This window comes from Polynucleobacter sp. AP-Reno-20A-A9, from assembly GCF_018882085.1.
GTDB lineage: Bacteria > Pseudomonadota > Gammaproteobacteria > Burkholderiales > Burkholderiaceae > Polynucleobacter.
This window is the reverse complement of sequence record NZ_JACVPB010000002.1, coordinates 17,046-35,142: the sequence shown is the minus strand read 5'-3', so window position 1 is coordinate 35,142 and position 18,097 is coordinate 17,046. Positions and strand designations below refer to the sequence as shown.

The 18,097-nt window shown below is 46.7% G+C and carries 12 protein-coding genes; 6 read left to right on the top strand and 6 right to left on the bottom strand.

The window, feature by feature from the left end:
• Positions 1-8: 8 nt before the first annotated feature.
• Both ICN39_RS01845 and ICN39_RS01840 read right to left on the bottom strand, forming a co-directional pair.
• The gene (locus ICN39_RS01845; protein ID WP_216232439.1) at positions 9-842 is read right to left on the bottom strand and encodes a carbon-nitrogen hydrolase family protein; all 834 of its coding nucleotides are present in this window, start codon (positions 840-842) and stop codon (positions 9-11) included.
• Between the two features lie 6 nt (positions 843-848).
• Positions 849-5,003, bottom strand: a complete 4,155-nt coding sequence (locus ICN39_RS01840) for a YhdP family protein (RefSeq protein ID WP_216232438.1) — start codon at positions 5,001-5,003, stop codon at positions 849-851.
• A gap of 77 nt (positions 5,004-5,080) precedes the next feature.
• On the opposite strand from ICN39_RS01840, the gene glnE reads away from it, so the two are divergent.
• Entirely contained in the window at positions 5,081-7,894 is a 2,814-nt protein-coding gene (gene glnE, locus ICN39_RS01835; protein WP_216232437.1) for a bifunctional [glutamate--ammonia ligase]-adenylyl-L-tyrosine phosphorylase/[glutamate--ammonia-ligase] adenylyltransferase, read from the top strand.
• Between the two features lie 13 nt (positions 7,895-7,907).
• Here glnE and recN read toward each other — a convergent pair whose 3' ends face one another.
• Positions 7,908-9,578 (bottom strand): DNA repair protein RecN, encoded by a 1,671-nt coding sequence (gene recN / locus ICN39_RS01830; RefSeq protein WP_216232436.1) that lies wholly within the window; start codon positions 9,576-9,578, stop codon positions 7,908-7,910.
• Positions 9,579-9,604: 26 nt separating this feature from the next.
• Entirely contained in the window at positions 9,605-10,510 is a 906-nt protein-coding gene (locus tag ICN39_RS01825; protein ID WP_216232435.1) for an NAD kinase, read from the bottom strand.
• Between the two features lie 37 nt (positions 10,511-10,547).
• On the opposite strand from ICN39_RS01825, the gene hrcA reads away from it, so the two are divergent.
• From hrcA to dnaJ, 5 genes are all read left to right on the top strand, one after another.
• Positions 10,548-11,558 carry a heat-inducible transcriptional repressor HrcA gene (hrcA, locus tag ICN39_RS01820; RefSeq protein WP_216232434.1) on the top strand — a complete coding sequence of 337 codons (1,011 nt, stop codon included), beginning with the start codon at positions 10,548-10,550 and terminating at the stop codon, positions 11,556-11,558.
• A gap of 51 nt (positions 11,559-11,609) precedes the next feature.
• The gene (gene hemH / locus ICN39_RS01815) at positions 11,610-12,704 is read left to right on the top strand and encodes a ferrochelatase (RefSeq protein ID WP_216232433.1); all 1,095 of its coding nucleotides are present in this window, start codon (positions 11,610-11,612) and stop codon (positions 12,702-12,704) included.
• A 66-nt stretch (positions 12,705-12,770) separates the two neighbouring features.
• Positions 12,771-13,319, top strand: a complete 549-nt coding sequence (grpE, locus tag ICN39_RS01810; RefSeq protein ID WP_216232432.1) for a nucleotide exchange factor GrpE — start codon at positions 12,771-12,773, stop codon at positions 13,317-13,319.
• Positions 13,320-13,484: 165 nt separating this feature from the next.
• Positions 13,485-15,422: a molecular chaperone DnaK gene (gene dnaK, locus ICN39_RS01805; protein ID WP_216232431.1), complete on the top strand. Its 1,938-nt coding sequence runs from the start codon at positions 13,485-13,487 to the stop codon at positions 15,420-15,422.
• 100 nt (positions 15,423-15,522) lie between these two features.
• Positions 15,523-16,659, top strand: a complete 1,137-nt coding sequence (gene dnaJ / locus ICN39_RS01800) for a molecular chaperone DnaJ (RefSeq protein WP_216232430.1) — start codon at positions 15,523-15,525, stop codon at positions 16,657-16,659.
• 26 nt (positions 16,660-16,685) lie between these two features.
• On the opposite strand, the gene panB is transcribed toward dnaJ, so the two are convergent.
• Both panB and folK read right to left on the bottom strand, forming a co-directional pair.
• The gene (gene panB / locus ICN39_RS01795; protein ID WP_216232429.1) at positions 16,686-17,504 is read right to left on the bottom strand and encodes a 3-methyl-2-oxobutanoate hydroxymethyltransferase; all 819 of its coding nucleotides are present in this window, start codon (positions 17,502-17,504) and stop codon (positions 16,686-16,688) included.
• Positions 17,505-17,521: 17 nt separating this feature from the next.
• Positions 17,522-18,049: a 2-amino-4-hydroxy-6-hydroxymethyldihydropteridine diphosphokinase gene (gene folK / locus ICN39_RS01790; RefSeq protein ID WP_216232428.1), complete on the bottom strand. Its 528-nt coding sequence runs from the start codon at positions 18,047-18,049 to the stop codon at positions 17,522-17,524.
• Positions 18,050-18,097 lie beyond the last annotated feature (48 nt).

Genomic DNA, 18,097 nt, shown 5'->3' with positions numbered 1-18,097 from the left:
ATCTTTCTTTAAAGCTTGCGATGCGCAAGTGCGGGTAACTTAGAGCGTACCTCGTTTAATTTATCTTTGCACAAAACCCCAGAAATAAAGCCTTCCCCCTCGGGGAGGTTGGCCAAGATACTGCCCCAAGGATCAATCAACATACTGTTACCCCAAGTGCGACGTTGATTTTGATGGGTGCCGCCTTGGGCGGAGGCCAATACGTAGCATTGGTTTTCGATAGCGCGAGCACGCAAGAGGATTTCCCAGTGGTCCTTGCCGGTTGTGTAAGTAAAGGCGGCTGGTATGATATGGCAATCTACCTGTCCAAGAGCGCGATAGAGCTCTGGAAAGCGCAGGTCATAACAAATACTCAAGCCAAATGTCCATTCATTTCCATTGACTGCAATCTTTAGGATGCCCGGTTCATTACCTGCTTCAATCGTTTCAGATTCTTGATAGCGCTCGGTTGCTGTTTGAAAACCAAATAAATGAATTTTGTCGTAACGAGAAATTTGCTTGCCAGTAGGACCAAAAGCAAGCGTTGTGTTGAGTACTTTATTGGGATCTTTTGCTTCCAGCGGAATAGTGCCTGCCACTAGATAAATATTATTTTGTCGAGCAATATCTGAAAGTTGCTCTTGGATGGGTCCGCTTCCAAGGCTTTCGCGGACACGCACTTTATCAGTGTCTTTGAGGCCCATTAAGCAAAAATACTCGGGCAATACGGCTAGTTGTGCGCCGTCAGATGTAGCTGCCGCAATGAGTCTACTTGCGGTAGATAAGTTCTCCTGCAAATCAGGAGTAGAGACCATCTGTATAGAAGCAATCTTGAGATCTGCGCTGTTTGCTGATTGGCTCATGATGATTTAGTTGGAAGTTTTATTAGGGTTGCCTGAATTACTTGGATTGCTTTGTGGTCCAGAGCTATTGCTGCTTGGTTTGCTTTGCTCTTTTAACAAGTCCTTACTGCGAATGGTGTCTAAAGTTTTCGAGTCAATTGGCTGACCCTTTTGATCCAGGGGAATCACTTCTGGATCATCCCAAGAACCCTGGACTAAATAGTCTGATTGGAGATTGCGGTTAATTTGGCTGGTAATTAAATATTGCCCAACCAACGCGCCTAGCCCCACGATAGGATTAATGGCAAAGGCGGCCAATGAGCCTGCTGTTGCATCAATTGTTGGGAATATGGTGACACGCAAATCCTGCGTTTGTTTAGGGATATTAATTTGCCCATTCATGGCAACCCGCGCTTGATCTAAGCCCATTGTGAATTGTTTTGTCTGGGCAACCCCAGAGCTAATATCAAAAGAAGCATCAATGGAATTAAATGGTGTTCCCTTGGTCACAATGTTACCCAAGCTCCCCTTGAGGTCCAGGGTAGCAAATCTAAACAAACTTTGTAGGCTGAGAACATCGAGTAGCTTGGCGCCGCTGGTATTCACCTCTAACAGACGACCTTTTTCAAGATTTAAAGTTACCTTGCCGGCTAAGGTCTCGTATTGAGGCGTGAAAGGGGCCCCATCCCATTCGACCTTACTGGTCAGTTTGCCCTGACCACCTTCAACTGATTTTTGGCTGGTCCAATGTTCAATAATTTGACCGGCATCCTTAATATCTAAATCGACATTGACCGTTGTATGCTCCACTTGATTCTGAGTGGCGCCAACCCATTGACCAGTTAAGACAGAACTTCCCTGGGGATTATTAAATTGGATGGAATCTATATTAAGGATATTGTTATTTGTCCTGGTTTTAATTTTCACCTGACCAAGTTGAGCTTTACCCCAGTTGAAGTCATCAATAGCTAAGTCAACACTAGGAATAGAGTCGGGTTTAATCGTAGTTTTGACGGGAGGATTTTTTGAGGCTGGCTTTTTGGCCTCAATTGGAGCGCTGACTCTCTCGGAAAACTTGAGTCGCGCTAGTCGTCCACTAATCAAGCCACTCGGCTGTGACTTATTGGGCTCTATGTATTGCAGTTGACCAGCGATGGAGGGTGAATTAATACGCATTTGCCAGGCGGCATTTTTATTGCTTGCTGAAAAATTCAGATCCTGCCAATTGCGCTCAAACAAAGTTACTTTTTTTACTTGAGCAGCAATTTGAATATTGACTGGGTTAGTGTCTTCAGCTTTAGAGGGCCCAATTTTTTTCTTTTGACTGTTTAAAAAATCTTGCCATACATCAAGGTTGAGTTCCGCGCTTGCAAGATTTAACTGAAATCCTTGGGCCGGGGGCGCTGCGGAAGTACCGATTCCTACGGCATGACGCAGGGTGTCATCACTGCTAAGTTCGCCTTGAATAAAGTAGGCATCACCAATTCTCCCATCCCATGTAAAGCGAGTGGAAGAGGAAGATGATTTTGCAAACGTCTTCAGTGTCAATTGGCCTGACATAGGGGTCCCCATCTGCTTTTTCGCAGGAGCAGGTGCAGAGCTAGCCCAATCGCGCATGTCAATCTTGAGATTGGTTTCGCTATTGCCTTTATTGAAGTGAATTGCACCCTCATATCTTGCTACACCACTCATTGCTTGCAAAATGGGCGCCACCTCAACCGATGAATCTTTTGCGAAGTAGTCTTTAATAAAGCTGGCGCTAATATCACCCGAGATGTTGTAGCTCTGGCTACCTTGATTAGGCGTTGCGCTTGAAATCTTGATGGCGCCACCAAGGAAATTGGCAGTGATATCTTCGAATTCCGGATTGATCTCGGTAATTCGAATCTTTCCTTTGAGGTTATCCAGAGGCGGTAAGTTATCCCACTGGACCCTGTTGCCAGGAAAGTTTAATTTAATGTCGGTTTTGGTGTCTCCGCTGCCAGACAAGGGAATGTTAAGGTCCAAGCTGAGGTTGGTGGGCCCTGTAACCTTTAGGTTCCGCTCAAGCGCAACCTGTTTTTTACCGACAGGTGAGGCAAATAGATATTCAAGCAGTTGTGGCGCATCACCTTGTACCTCGCCATTTACTGTCAGCAGTAATTGCTTTGCGCTAACGCTAGGAATTTCCGCATGAAATTTGCTCAGCGCGACTTGTTTGTAGCTTGCTTGATCAATATCTACCGTGAAGTTGGCATTCTGCATACTGATCACGCCATTTACTTTATTGAAGGCGGGCCAAATACCTTGATCGGTAGTTGAGGCCGGTACTGGGCTGAAGGTAGCGCCATTAATCGGCAGTTTAAGAGTGAATTCTCCTGTACCCACTTTAGGGAAAGGTACTTCATTGGGGTCACCTTTAATATGCAAGCTACCATTTTTGATGATCCCCGTATCAAAGGCTTTACTTAAATAGGATTTGGCATCACTGCCCATGCCAACAGGTAAATAACGATAGGCGGTCTTAAGATCGGCCCGAGCAAAATCCATGTCTAGACTCATGAAGTCAGGATTTTTGCCTTCACCAATGATGTAATTTAGATTGAGTGTTGTTGAAATCTCAGGGTTGCTAAGCGCCAACTGCTTTGCATTAACGACCCAATTCCCTTTTTGTTTTGACCAAGAAATCTGACCATTAGCTTGATCAAGTCTTATTTTTGGGTCGACTAGTAAGTCCTTAACCTCAAGCTCTAGTTCGCTTGATTTAATCGAGATGCTTCCCTTGTTTTGGTCGGCAGAAAGAAAGCCAGACAGTTTGGATACTGAGGGCATGGCTTTATTGATGCCAACAAAGCTGAGGTCGATGAGTTTTCCGCTCACAGTAAAGTCTACTTTGTTCGACTTAAACCATCCGCCAGGAATATTGAGGGCAGATAAGGGTGATTTACTTTCAGACCAGTTGATATCGAGATCTTGTAACTCACCATCAGCTTGTGAGGCCTTAATCCACTGATGAACTTTTTTTGATAGTGGAAGATTGAGGGCAAATAAGGCCACATCATCAACAGAAATCTTTGGCGATGAAAAACCAAATTCTTTAATTTCTCCATCTCCAGCTGGCGGTCTCCAACGGAAAGTCATTGGGCTTAAATTTTCGAGAGGGGTGGATGCTGGGCTCTCAATATCTCGCCAGGCAAATGTCTTGGTGGTGACAGATATCAATCCATTATCAGTTTCTTGGGTGAGATTGGTTTCCAATCTCCCAAGGGCAATGGCATCTTCATCTTTTGATAGTTGAATTATTAAATGATCGGCAGCTAGATAAACTTCTCCGCCATCAGGCTGGCCGTTGTCAATTTTTAATTTACCGTTTGAGTTCAGTATCCCTTCAAGCGTATTCAGCGAGAGAGCAAATTCACTTGCTATTTGAGTGAGCTGGAGTTCGTTTACATTCCAGGAGATGGTTCCAATCCAATCGCGCCAATTACCCGCTTGGCCGCCAATATGGTGTACTAGATCGATATCAAGTGATGCAGGTCCTTTGGTCCAGGGCGTAATGATGCTCAGTGAGCCTTGATGACTGCGAATGCCATTGCTAAGCGAAAGGTTCTGAATATCTATTGAAGTAATTGATTTCTTTTTGAGTTGATCATCCCAAAATAATCTAACATTACTGACGCGAATCTCATTTTGAGCAAAGAGCCAATTCTCAGTGGAATAGTCATTGGGTTTGCCGTCGATAGAGATGCCGGCTACAGTAACGACGCCTTTGTTATTACGTTGCCCATAAATTTCAGCACCCTCAATATTGAGCTCATGAAAGAATGGGGCTAGGTGATAAAAAGTTGCCCAGCTGAGTTGCCCATTAATTTTCTGAATGAATAAGAATGGTTTCGCTTTATCGGGACCGTTGAAGCGTAAACCTTCGATTTCAAAGTTGGGTCTAATTCCCGTCCATGAAACTTGTAGAGAGTCCATGGAAACATCCGCGCCAATTCGAGCGCCAATGAGTCTTTCAACCGAGACTTTAGATTTCTCAATTTGCGGCCAAAGAACAAACCGCACCCCAACATGTACTAGCACGCTAAGAGCTAAAACAGCACCCGTCAAGATGAGGGCACGCTTTCGCCAAGCCCTGCTCGAACCTTGAGGACGTTTAGCAAGCACGCTCTTGAGGCGAGGTGGGATGAAGTTTTGCAGCATGACCCCTATTATCGTTCAGCCTTAGCCTGATCGACAAGCTTCTGGCTTGGGTCTCGGGGACGGATTAATATGGGGGAATGGATGATTTTTCCCGGCAAATCGATTTTTTAGAGCAACACTCGACTTATGCGCGACGTTGGCTAACTGCTCACCCTGAGTGGCTGGAGTGGCTCCGTATTCAGGGGCGGAAAAAAGTCGACATACAGGGCATCAAGACTCTACTAAAAGACTGTGGCGTCGAGGAGCGGGCCGATGAGCAAGACGAGGCCCTATGGATGGCCAATTTGCGCTTGGCAAGACAACGTTTGATGCTGTGGGTTGCATTTCGGGATTTAAATGGCATGGCTGATTTGCAAGAGGTTACACATGCGCTTAGCCATTTTGCTGAATTAGCTGTTTCTGTATCCATTGCTTTTATTCGGGAAGATCTCAAAGCCCGTTTCGGCTTACCTTGGAGTAACGCAACACAAGCAGAGATGCCCCTCATGGTGGTCGGTATGGGCAAATTGGGCGGCCTTGAACTCAATCTCTCTTCAGATATCGATTTGATTTTTTTATATGAGCACGAAGGTGAAACTTCTGGTGGGCCTAAGAGTTTATCCAACCAGGAATGGTTTACGCGAATGGGCAAGCGCTTAATCAAGCTGCTTGCTGAACATGATGCTAATGGGTTTGTATTTAGAGTGGATATGCGCCTTCGTCCCAATGGAGATTCAGGACCGCTGGTATGTAGTTTGGATATGTTGGAAGAATATCTATTGGTTCAGGGGCGAGAGTGGGAGCGCTATGCCTGGATTAAAGGTCGATTAATCGCGCCTCTACCAGGGTCTCCAGAATTTTCTCGCTGTCAAAAAGAGCTTGATCAGCTGATTCGCCCCTTTGTATATCGTCGGCATTTAGATTACGGTGTAATTGCCTCCATTCGAGATTTGCATGCGCAAATTCAGGCGGAAGCAGAAAAGCGATCCTTAGGTCATCAAGGGCGCTCGCGTGATATCAAATTAGGGCGCGGTGGTATACGAGAGATTGAGTTTTTAGCGCAAATGTTTCAACTCATGCGGGGTGGTACAGACCCTCGCTTTAGAGTCCGCCCAAGTTTGGAGGTCTTAGAGCTCATCAAGCAATGTGGCATCTTGCCCGTTGATGATGTAGACGCGTTGCAGGCAGCCTATGTGTACTTGAGGCGCTTAGAGCATCGTCTTCAGGTATGGGATGACCAGCAAACCCACTATCTGCCTGACGACGCTGAAGTGCGGTCACGCTTGGCAATTTCGATGCAAGGTCAAGAGGCACAGGTAAACGCTTTTATGACCGAACTAGAGCGGCATCAAAATAAGGTTGCCCAACTTTTTGGAAAAGCATTTTTACTGGATGATGGCTCACGTCTTGAGATTGCACCCTTAGCGCAGGACTGGGCGCCTGACCCAATATTTTTCCCTGATTCTTATGCTCGTTGGCAGACCTGGATTGATAGCCCAAAACAAAAATTATTACCGGAAAAAAGTCGTTTAATTTTCGATAACTTGATGTGCAAGGCAGCAGAGAGTTTGCAGATTGAAAGCTCCACCTCCGCACATGCAGACCAAACGCTGTTGCGCTTGTTTGATTTGCTGGAGGCAATCGCGAGGCGTAGTGCCTATCTTGCTATTTTGGCCGAGTATCCCAGGGCATTATCTAATGTGCTTGACTTACTCAAGGCATCACAATGGGGTGCGCAATATCTGACGCGTCATCCACATTTGTTGGATCACTTGTTGAACTCACAAACTGAGAGAGCTTTGATCGAGGATCCGGAGGGGTATTGGGCAGAGGTGCGCGCTAATCTCAATATGCGGCTCGATGATGTCATGGCTGATGGTGATGGCCCTGAGCAGGCGATGGATATCCTGCGAGTCACCCATCACAACGAAACCTTCATCACGCTATTGACTGATCTAGGTATTGGCGTCCAACAAGCGCTACCGGTAGAGCGGGTAAGCGACCATCTATCTGCTTTGGCAGATTTAATTCTGCAGACAACATTTGAGCGGGTTTGGCCTAGTGTGGCCCAAAAGTTTGATTTGTCTCTCGAGCCTAGCCCTCCATTTGCGATTATTTCTTATGGCAAGTTGGGTGGCAAAGAATTAGGCTATGCCTCCGATTTAGATATTATCTTTTTGTATCAAGCGGAAGACTCAGATTACGCTGCTCAAGAAATTTATGCCTTACTGGCAAAGCGCATGATCAATTGGTTAACTGCGTTTACCTCTACTGGTAGCTTATTTGAGATCGATACACGTCTTCGTCCCAATGGCTCTGCTGGATTTTTGGTGACGAATGCTGATGCTTTTAGAAAATACCAACTTCGTGAAGGTGATAATGCGGCTTGGGTCTGGGAGCATCAGGCTCTTACGCGAGCACGCTGCTCAGCTGGTAATCCAGGTGTCGGCCAATTTTTTGACTCAGTTCGTTCCGAGGTATTAAGTCAGAAACGAAATATTGAGCAGCTTAGGACGGAAATTTTAGAAATGCGCCGTAAGGTGCATGCGGGTCATCCAAATAGCAAAGTTGAGTTTGACTTAAAGCACGATGCTGGCGGTATGGTCGATATTGAATTTATGGTGCAGTTCTTGGTCTTAGCTTATGCCCATCAGCACACTCAACTCATTGGCAATCTAGGTAATATTGCCTTGTTACGAATCGCTGGTAATGTGGGTTTAATTACCCAAGAGGCTGCGCTATCCGTTGGCGATGCCTATCGATTATTGAGGGCCCGTCAACACCGCTTGCGTTTGGATGGTGCCGAGAAAACCCAGATCAATCTAGAAAATGAGCTTGAGCTCATTGCGGCAAGAGATGTAGTTCAAGCACTTTGGCTGGAGATATTCAAAGCACCTTCAAGTGTTAGCTAGAGCTAATACAGATTTAATTTTGCTCTAACAACTCACGGGCATGACGACGAGTGGTATCGGTAATAGTGGCGCCACCAAGCATGCGGGCCACTTCTTCAACCCGTTCAGCTCTACCCAAGATCTGCACTTGCGATACCGTCTTCTCGCTGTTTTGAGATTTACTCACTTTGAGATGATGATTGCCTTGAGCGGCCACCTGTGGCAAATGGGTTACACATAAGATTTGGTGAGATTGACCCAATTGGTGCAATAGTTTGCCAACCGTTTCAGCAACTGCCCCACCAATACCCGCATCCACTTCGTCAAAGATGAGTGTGGGGGTGAATGAGGCCTTGCTGGTTATCACGCTAATTGCTAGGCTAATGCGGGCCAACTCACCGCCAGAGGCCACCTTGGCAAGAGAGCGAGGAGTGCTACCAGCATGACCTGCAACTAGGAATTCAATTTGCTCAAGACCATGGGATCCGCCCTCGTTAAGGGGTGTCAAAGCAATCTCCAAGCGACCACCTGCCATGGATAAATCTTGCATGGCATTAGTCACTAAATCGCCGAGCTCCTTCGCTGCCTTGCTACGTTTTTGCGAGAGCTGTTTTGCCAGTTTTAAATAAAAAGCTTCCTCTTGTTTAACTTGCTCTCGGAGTGCTTCAATATTTTGGGATGCTGTTAAAGCATCCAGTCGCTCTGAAGTATCCAGCACGAGTTTTGGTAGCCCATCTACTTCTACGCGGTATTTGCGAGCCGTACTATGCAATGCTTGCATACGCTCCTCAACTTCAGAAAGTCGAGCTGGATCTAAATCAATCTTTTGTAAGTAACGATTAAGGCCATGAATGGCTTCATCCAACTGAATGCTGGCTGACTCTAGAGCTTGATTGATCTCGCCTAATGCTGGGTCATGCTCAGCTAGAGCGCCTACAGTAGTACATACCTTCGATAGCGAAGATTCCAGCGAATTATCGGCATCGCTCAATATATCAATTGCCTCTTGGCAGCCGCCAATCAGTTTTGCCCCATTTGCTAAGCGGGCGTGCTCGCTTTGAATGTTGGCCCATTCACCTTCTTGCGGTGAAAGCTCAGTCAGTTCTTCTAGTTGCCACTCAAGACGCTCGCGCTCGCGTTCAACATCTTGACCTGTATTTTCAGCTTGCTCAAGTCGGCGACGAGAGTCAGCCAGTGTTTTGAATATTTGGGCTACTTCTGCAGCAAGTGGTAGTAGGCCGGCATGACGATCGAGAAGTTCGCGTTGAGCGCCACCCTTTAATAAGAGTTGGTGCGCATGTTGCCCGTGAATGTCTACTAATTGATCACCAGCTTCGCGCAATTGCGCTAGCGTGGCAACACTGCCATTAATAAAGGCACGACTGCGCCCATTGCTTTCCACGGTTCTTTTGAGTAATAGGCTTTGCCCATCATCCTCTAGCGGGAACCCTTGACTATCAAGCCACTGACTAAACGATTTCACTAGCTCTAGCTCAATCCGAAAGAGTGCGGAAATTTCTGCGCGGTTACTGCCTTCACGTATTTGGCTGCTATCAGCGCGTTCACCCAGCACTAAACCGAGAGCATCCAGCAGAATCGATTTGCCCGCACCGGTCTCTCCGGTGAGTACGGTAAAGCCGCTAGAGAAATCTAACTCTAGCTGATCAACAATGACAAAGTCACGAAGTGAGATGGTTTGAAGCATGTATTAGCGTAGCAAAAAACTCGACATCAAAATGTCGATGGATACTCATTCCAGTGCAATTTCTCACGCAAAGTTTTGTAGTCGCTGTGATTGCTGGGGTGTAATAGGGCGATTGTTTTATTGGATTGACGTACCTCAACCTTGTCGCCGCTTTGTAGATTGGTTTGCGATTGCATGTCGAAATTGACAATGACTTCAAGTCCATTCACTACCTCAATCACAGTGACGCTATCTTGTGGCAAAACAATAGGTCGATTGGAGAGAGAGTGTGGCGCAATTGGGGCAAGTAATATACCCGCCACATGAGGATGCAAAATAGGCCCACCAGCTGAAAGTGCATAGGCGGTTGAGCCAGTGGGTGTTGATACGATCAGACCATCGGAGCGTTGGTTGTACATAAAAGAGCCATTGACATGTACTGCCAACTCCACCATTCCTGAAATTCCAGAGCGGTTCACAACAACATCATTGAGTGCTAACGCACGATTAATTTCTTTGCCATCACGAAGAATTACGGCATCGAGCAAAGTGCGTGTATCGGCTTCGTATTCCCCAGAAATAATTTTGGGTAGCGTGGTTTGAACCGACTGAATTGGGATATCAGTCATGTAACCAAGGCGACCCATATTGATTCCAACTAGCGGAACGTTGCTGCCTGCTAATTGGCGTGCAATGCCGAGCATGGTGCCATCACCACCCAAAACAACGACAAGGTCAATTGCTCCAGCAAAGTCTTGCGCAGTTTTTGTGGGGTAGCTGTTCAACCCAAGGTGATTGGCTGTCTCAGACTCAATAAAGACCTCACAACCCAACCCTGAGACCAATTTGGCCAGGTCTTTTAGGTGCTCCTCAATGCCATCAGCATGAAATTTGCCGACAAGCGCAATCCGGCTAAATGCCTTTTTGCTGGAATTTGGGGATGGGCTTAACATATAACGATTAAACCATAGGCATAAAATCCCTTCCACCATGGATGAACGTTCCCGCGCCTTACTAAAAACTCTCATCGAGCGCTATATCGAGGAGGGCCAGCCTATTGGCTCGCGCACGCTGTCTAGATTCTCGGGTTTAGACCTCTCTGCAGCCACTATTCGCAACGTGATGGCGGATTTGGAGGATATGGGGCTTGTTACTAGCCCCCATACTTCAGCTGGCCGTATTCCAACCCCCCGGGGCTACCGCCTCTTTGTAGACACTATGGTGACCGTTCGCCCCCTAGAGGCGATGGCTGCTCGAGAGGTTGAAAAGGGTCTTTTACCGGATTCCCCGCAAAGAGTTTTGAACTCAGCAGCGCAGATTTTGTCGAACTTGACCCATTTTGCTGGGGTGGTCATGACACCTAAGCGGGCTCAGGTTTTTAAACATATTGAATTCTTGCGCTTGGGCGAGGGCAAAATTTTGCTCATCATGGTTACACCAGAGGGTGATGTGCAAAATCGCATATTGCCAACGACTCAGGACTACACGCCAAGTCAACTCATTGAAGCAGGTAACTTTATCAACGCCCAGTTTGCTGGAAAAAGTTTTGATCAAGTGCGCATGCATCTGAAATCCGACTTAGATAATTTGCGTACAGATATTGCTGGGTTAATGGCTTTGGCCTTGCAAACTGGCGTTGCTGATTACGACATGGGTCGTAGCGAGATGGTTTTATCTGGTGAGCGTCGCTTGTTGAATGTCGGCGATTTAAGCTCCAATCTCGATAAGTTGCGCAAGATGTTTGATATGTTGGAGCAAAAATCGGTGCTCATGCAATTGCTCGATGTATCAAGTCATGCGGACGGTATTCAAATCTTTATTGGTGGTGAAAGTGATCTATTGCCTTATGAGGACCTCGCTGTGATCAGCGCCCCATATAGCGTAGACGGTCAAGTTGTGGGCACGCTGGGCGTGATTGGGCCAACACGAATGGCCTATGACCGAGTTATTCCAATTGTGGATATCACCTCAAAATTACTATCGGGCGCCTTAAGCTCCTAAGTGCAAATCTAAATTTTTATATTTAAAACTCATTACTAGAGACAACATATCTTGAATCAGAACCCGCATCTACGTGCATCCAAAACAGCAGTTTTACTATTGAACTTAGGGACGCCATCTGCTCCAACATCCAAAGCAGTGCGTGCCTATCTAAAAGAATTTCTTTCTGATCCACGCGTAGTAGAAATTCCGCGCATTATTTGGTGGTGCATTTTGAACGGTATTATTTTGCCAATTCGTAGTAGCGCGTCTGCGAAAAAATATGCCTCTATTTGGTTGCCAAAGTTGGGTTCTCCATTAATGCACTACTCGCGCTTGCAAGCAAAAGAGTTGGGTGAGAAATTTGCCAATGAGGGGCATACCGTCTTGGTGGACTTAGCAATGCGCTATGGTCAACCGTCGACACAGGCAGCCCTGGAGAGCCTAAAGGCGCAGGGTATGGAGCGCTTACTGTTGCTGCCTTTGTATCCCCAATACTCCGCCACAACAACGGCGTCCAGCTTTGATGAAGTCTTTCGTGTTCTCGGCACTTGGCGCGACCAGCCTGAGCTGCGTTTAGTGAAGCACTATCACGACAATCCCGCCTACATCTCTGCACTGCGTGATCAAGTATTGTCGAGCTGGGATAAAGATGGCCGTCCTGATTTTACAAAAGGCGATCGTTTGGTAATGTCGTTCCATGGCTTGCCAAAACGCAATCTCATGAAGGGTGACCCCTATCATTGTGAGTGCTTAAAAACAGGACGTTTGCTGGGCGAGTCCCTGGGTTTAGAGCCGGGTCAATATATTGTGACCTTCCAGTCGCGCTTTGGTAAGGCGGAATGGTTAAAGCCCTATACAGCCCCAACGATTGAAAAGTTAGCTAAAGAAGGCTGTCGGCGCATCGATATTTTTTGCCCTGGATTTCCTGCGGATTGTCTGGAAACGCTCGAAGAGATTGCGATGGAAGCCCGCGAAATTTTCTTAGAACACGGCGGTAAAGACTATCGCTATATTCCTTGCTTAAATAGCAATCCCAAGTGGATAGAGGCTCTGGGCGATATTGCCCATCACCACCTTCAGGGCTGGTCTTTAGGGGTCGAGTCTGAGGCTGAGTTAGCCAAGCGCAATGAAAGGGCTGAAATCGCCGAAAGAATGAAGGCTTGAAATTGCGGTAATCAGCCCCATATTGCAAAGTAATAGTGATCTTTATAGAAAAGTAAAATAGCGTCCATGACACAAGAAAACCAAAACCCATCCCCAGAGCGAGAGAATCCTGCAGCAGAGCCAGTTAACGAAACTGCAGCAGAAACTCCGGCTGTAAAAACGCCTGAACAGGAAATTGCCGAACTCAATCAAAAGATTGGCGAGTTGCAAGACAATTTCTTGCGCGCCAAGGCGGAAGGCGAGAATATTCGTCGCCGTGCTGTTGAGGATATTGCGAAGGCACATAAATTTGCGATTGAAAGTTTTGCAGAGCATTTAGTGCCCGTGACTGATAGTCTTTATGCCGCATTGAGCACGGATGCTGGTGATGCCAAAGCCTTCAAAGAAGGTTTGGAAATTACCCTTAAGCAGCTACTGTCTGCTTTTGAAAAAGGTCGTATGACAGAAATTAACCCTGCAGTTGGGGATAAGTTTGATCCACATCACCACCAGGCCATTGCTTCGGTACCCTCCGAACAAGAGTCCAATACGGTGGTTTCTGTGTTGCAGCGTGGCTATACCGTAGCCGATCGGGTACTGAGACCTGCTTTAGTGACAGTTAGCGCCCCAAAATAAGCGAAATTAGGGCTAAAACCCCCAAAAAAAGCATTAAAAGGTAGAAAAAGGCAGATTTCTGCCTTTTTTGCTCTTTATCCCCTTGAAATCCCCTTTTTAGACCCCATTTACTGGGTATCGAAATATTTATCAGTACAACAAACAATTTAATTTTTTGGAGCAATTATGGGAAAGATTATCGGAATCGACTTAGGAACCACGAATTCATGCGTTTCAGTCGTTGAAAACAATGCACCTAAAGTAGTTGAGAACGCTGAAGGCGGTCGTACAACTCCATCCATCATCGCTTACGTTGAAGATGGCGAAGTCTTGGTTGGTGCGCCAGCAAAACGTCAATCAGTGACGAATCCTAAAAACACCATCTACGCAGTGAAGCGTTTGATGGGTCGTAAATTTACTGATCCTGAAGTGCAAAAAGATATTGGCTTAATGCCTTATTCAATTATTGCTGCTGATAACGGCGATGCTTGGGTATCAGCACGTGACAAGAAAATGGCGCCACAACAAGTGTCCGCTGAAATTCTGCGCAAAATGAAAAAAACTGCCGAAGACTATCTCGGCGAAGAAGTGACAGAAGCGGTGATTACTGTTCCTGCTTACTTCAATGACAGCCAACGTCAAGCTACTAAAGATGCTGGCCGTATTGCTGGTTTAGATGTGAAGCGCATCATCAACGAGCCAACTGCTGCTGCATTGGCCTTTGGTCTGGACAAGCAAGACAAAGTGGATCGCAAGATCGCTGTATATGACTTGGGCGGCGGTACATTCGACGTCTCCATCATTGAGATTGCTAACGTTGACGGTGAGAAGCAGTTTGAAGTGCTTTCTACCAACGGCGACACATTCTTGGGCGGCGAAGACTTTGACCAACGCATCATTGACTGGATCATTGCTGAGTTCAAAAAAGAGCAAGGTGTTGACTTGAGCAAAGACGTATTGGCATTGCAACGTTTGAAAGACGCTGCTGAGAAAGCCAAGATCGAATTGTCATCTGCACAGCAAACTGAAATCAATTTGCCATACGTGACAGCTGACGCTAGCGGTCCTAAGCATTTGAACTTGAAGTTGACCCGTGCTAAGTTGGAGTCTTTGGTTGAAGAATTGATCAGCCGTACAGCTGGTCCTTGCTTAACCGCCATTAAAGACGCCGGCGTGAACGTGGCTGACATCGATGACGTAATTTTGGTCGGTGGTCAAACCCGTATGCCTGCAGTTCAAGACAAAGTAAAAGAAATCTTTGGCAAAGAGCCACGCAAAGACGTTAACCCAGATGAAGCCGTTGCCGTTGGTGCCGCAATTCAGGGTTCTGTATTGTCTGGCGATCGTAAAGACGTATTGCTCTTGGACGTTACCCCATTGTCATTGGGTATCGAAACTCTTGGTGGCGTCATGACCAAGATGATTCCTAAGAACACCACGATCCCTACCAAGCATTCACAGGTTTACTCCACTGCGGAAGACAACCAGCCTGCTGTAACCATTAAGTGCTTCCAAGGTGAGCGCGAGATGGCTGCTGCAAACAAGTTGCTCGGTGAATTTAACCTCGAAGGTATTGCTCCTGCGCAACGCGGTATGCCGCAAATTGAAGTGACTTTTGACATCGATGCCAACGGTATTTTGCATGTAACAGCAAAAGACAAAACCACTGGTAAAGAGAACAAGATCACCATCAAGGCAAACTCAGGCTTGACTGAGGAAGAAATTCAACGCATGGTGAAGGATGCTGAAGCCAATGCTGCTGAAGACAAGAAAGCGCTTGAGTTGGTAACTGCACGCAATACTGCAGACGCCTTAGCTCACTCAACCAAGAAGGCTTTGGAAGAGCATGGTGCTAGCTTAGAAGCTTCCGAAAAAGAAGCGATCGAGGCAGCCTTGAAAGACTTGGACGAAGCCATTAAAGGTAGCGACAAAGAAGCGATTGAAGCTAAAACAGAAGCTTTAGGTAAAGCAAGTCAGAAGCTGGGCGAAAAAGTCATGGCTGCTGAACAAGCTAAAGCTGGCGGTGCCGCACCTGGTGCAGCCCCTGGTGGCGCAGCTCCTGGCGCCGCCCCTGATGCGGATGTTGTGGATGCTGACTTTAAAGAGGTTGATGACAAGAAGTAATTCTGCAATCAGACATCCATTAACGTAGTTTTGATGTACTTAAATAACAAGTCGGCCTCGTGCCGACTTGTGTCATTCAGGTTGTTGAGAGGAATAGGCCGTGCCTAAAAGTAAACGCGATTTTTATGAAGTGCTTGGTGTAGCAAAAGGTGCCAGTGATGATGAGTTGAAAAAAGCTTATCGCAAGATGGCGATGAAACATCACCCTGATCGCAATCCCGATAGCAAAACGGCTGAAGCCCAATTTAAAGAAGTTAAAGAAGCTTATGAAACCTTAACCGACCCCAATAAGCGCGCGGCTTACGACCAATATGGTCATGCTGGTGTTGATCCATCTATGGGTGGCGGATTTGGCGGTGGCGGTTTCGGTGGCGGTGGATTTTCTGATGCGTTTGGGGATATCTTCGGTGATATCTTCGGTCAAGGTGGTGGCCGTCATTCTGGTCCTCAAGTCTATAAGGGCGCAGATTTACGCTACAACATGGACATTACTCTTGAGCAAGCTGCTGAAGGCTACACAACCCAAATTCGTGTACCGAGCTGGAGCAATTGCAAGCCATGTCATGGTACTGGCGCAGAACCCGGATCTAAGGCTGAGACATGCACCACTTGTAATGGTCATGGTCAGGTACGCGTTCAACAGGGTTTCTTTTCCATGCAACAAACTTGCCCTAAGTGCCGCGGCACTGGCGAGTACATTCCTAAGCCATGCAAGACTTGCCACGGTAGTGGAAAACACAAAGAACAGAAAACACTTGAGATCAAAATACCAGCGGGCATTGATGATGGTATGCGCGTCCGCTCAGTGGGTAACGGCGAACCAGGCATCAATGGTGGACCATCTGGTGATCTCTATGTAGAAGTGCGCGTTAAGCCGCATAAAGTATTTGAGCGCGATGGCAGTGATTTACACGTGCAAATGCCAATTTCTTTTGCAACTGCAACAATTGGTGGCGACATCGAAGTGCCAACCCTTGCTGGACGTGTTGAGTTTCCAATTCCCGAGGGGACGCAAACTGGCAAGACATTCCGCTTGCGTAACAAAGGTATTAAGGGTCTGCGCTCCACCTTGGTAGGCGATCTCTTTGTCCACGTTTTGGTGGAAACTCCGATTAAGCTGACGGAAGAGCAAAAGAAATTATTGCAACAGTTTGACGACAGCCTGAAATCTGCGGGCGATAAACACAGCCCTCAACAAAAGGGTTGGTTTGATGGTGTAAAGAGTTTCTTTAGTTAGTAACTAGTGGGTGGGCTAGCTGGCAATCAGCCAGCAAAGCCATGCTCAGGTCCGGGGAATTTACCGGACTTCACTTCGCGTACATATGCCTTGATGGCGGCTTCAATGGATTGGTGACCATCCATAAAGTTTTTAACAAACTTTGGTGGCTTGCCAGGGCTAATGCCCAACATATCTTGCAGCACTAGTACTTGACCAGAGCAGTCTGGACCAGCGCCAATACCAATTGTTGGAATATGAAGTTCAGCAGTAATTCTTTCGCCCAATGAAGATGGAATTGCTTCTAGCACTACCATTTGGGCTCCAGCTTCTTGACATGCAAGTGCTTGCTCAAGCATAACGCTTGCAGCGTCTTTAGATTTACCTTGTACCTTGTAACCGCCCAAGACATGAACGGATTGGGGTAGTAATCCTAGGTGGGCACAGACGGGAACACTGCGCTCAACCAAATGACTGATGACATCAATTTGCCAGTCGCCACCACCTTCAAGCTTGACCATATCTGCACCGGCACGCATCAATTGGGCGGATGACTCTAAGGCCTGTACTGGATCTCCGTAGCTTGCAAATGGCAAGTCAGCGATGAGAAATGCATGAGTATTGGCACGTGCAACACATTCGGTGTGATAAGCCATTTGTTCAATGGTCACTGGCGTAGTGCTCGAATGCCCTTGAATAACATTCCCAAGGGAGTCACCAATTAAGATCGTTTCCACAGCACAACGATTGAGAAGCGCTGACATAGTGGAGTCGTATGCCGTGAGCATGGCAATTTTTTCACCCTCAGCATGCATTGCGAGGAGTTTAGTAATTGTGATTGGCTTGTCGCCTTGTAAGTAACCCATGGCGAGAGTTTAATGAATTAATGCGCCGTTTGGCTATAAACGTTTTTTTCCCCACAATTGCAGTTCCTGCAGGGGAGTTTTTCAATTCTCTGGTGTGCCACATTCGGTAAGTAGGTCTTGAGCTCACCCCAGTTGGGCAAAAAGATATCAGGAGCAATCTCCAGAAGGGGAAGGAGTACAAATGAGCGCTCAATAATTCTGGGGTGCGGCAGCATCAAATCCGTTTCATTTTGAGTAACCCCCTCAAAAGAAAGGATATCTAGGTCAAGAGTCCGAGGGGCATTTGCATAGGGCCGCTCACGACCAAATTCTTGTTCAATAGTTTGGCAAACATGCAATAGGCCGTATGGGCTTAACTCGGTTTCGACTTCAATGACGGCATTAATGTAGTCGCCACCTGTAGCCTCAACCGGCGCGCTTTGATAGAAACAGCTTTTTGCCAAGATTTGAAGTTCGGAGCGCAATGCTAAACAAACAATCGCATCAGTAATAAGCTGACGCGTGTCGCCGATATTGCCACCAAATCCGATATATGCCCGTGCCATAGGTTTCCAAACTAGAGATGAAACTACTTTACTGAAATTTCTCTAAGT

What these genes read in the sequence shown, in the direction of transcription:
- ICN39_RS01845 (WP_216232439.1), bottom strand. Translation starts at nt 842, where the DNA reads ATGAGCCAATCAGCAAACAGCGCAGATCTCAAGATTGCTTCTATACAG.
- ICN39_RS01840 (WP_216232438.1), bottom strand. Translation starts at nt 5,003, where the DNA reads ATGCTGCAAAACTTCATCCCACCTCGCCTCAAGAGCGTGCTTGCTAAA.
- glnE (WP_216232437.1), top strand. Translation starts at nt 5,081, where the DNA reads ATGGATGATTTTTCCCGGCAAATCGATTTTTTAGAGCAACACTCGACT.
- recN (WP_216232436.1), bottom strand. Translation starts at nt 9,578, where the DNA reads ATGCTTCAAACCATCTCACTTCGTGACTTTGTCATTGTTGATCAGCTA.
- ICN39_RS01825 (WP_216232435.1), bottom strand. Translation starts at nt 10,510, where the DNA reads ATGTTAAGCCCATCCCCAAATTCCAGCAAAAAGGCATTTAGCCGGATT.
- hrcA (WP_216232434.1), top strand. Translation starts at nt 10,548, where the DNA reads ATGGATGAACGTTCCCGCGCCTTACTAAAAACTCTCATCGAGCGCTAT.
- grpE (WP_216232432.1), top strand. Translation starts at nt 12,771, where the DNA reads ATGACACAAGAAAACCAAAACCCATCCCCAGAGCGAGAGAATCCTGCA.
- dnaK (WP_216232431.1), top strand. Translation starts at nt 13,485, where the DNA reads ATGGGAAAGATTATCGGAATCGACTTAGGAACCACGAATTCATGCGTT.
- panB (WP_216232429.1), bottom strand. Translation starts at nt 17,504, where the DNA reads ATGGGTTACTTACAAGGCGACAAGCCAATCACAATTACTAAACTCCTC.
- folK (WP_216232428.1), bottom strand. Translation starts at nt 18,049, where the DNA reads ATGGCACGGGCATATATCGGATTTGGTGGCAATATCGGCGACACGCGT.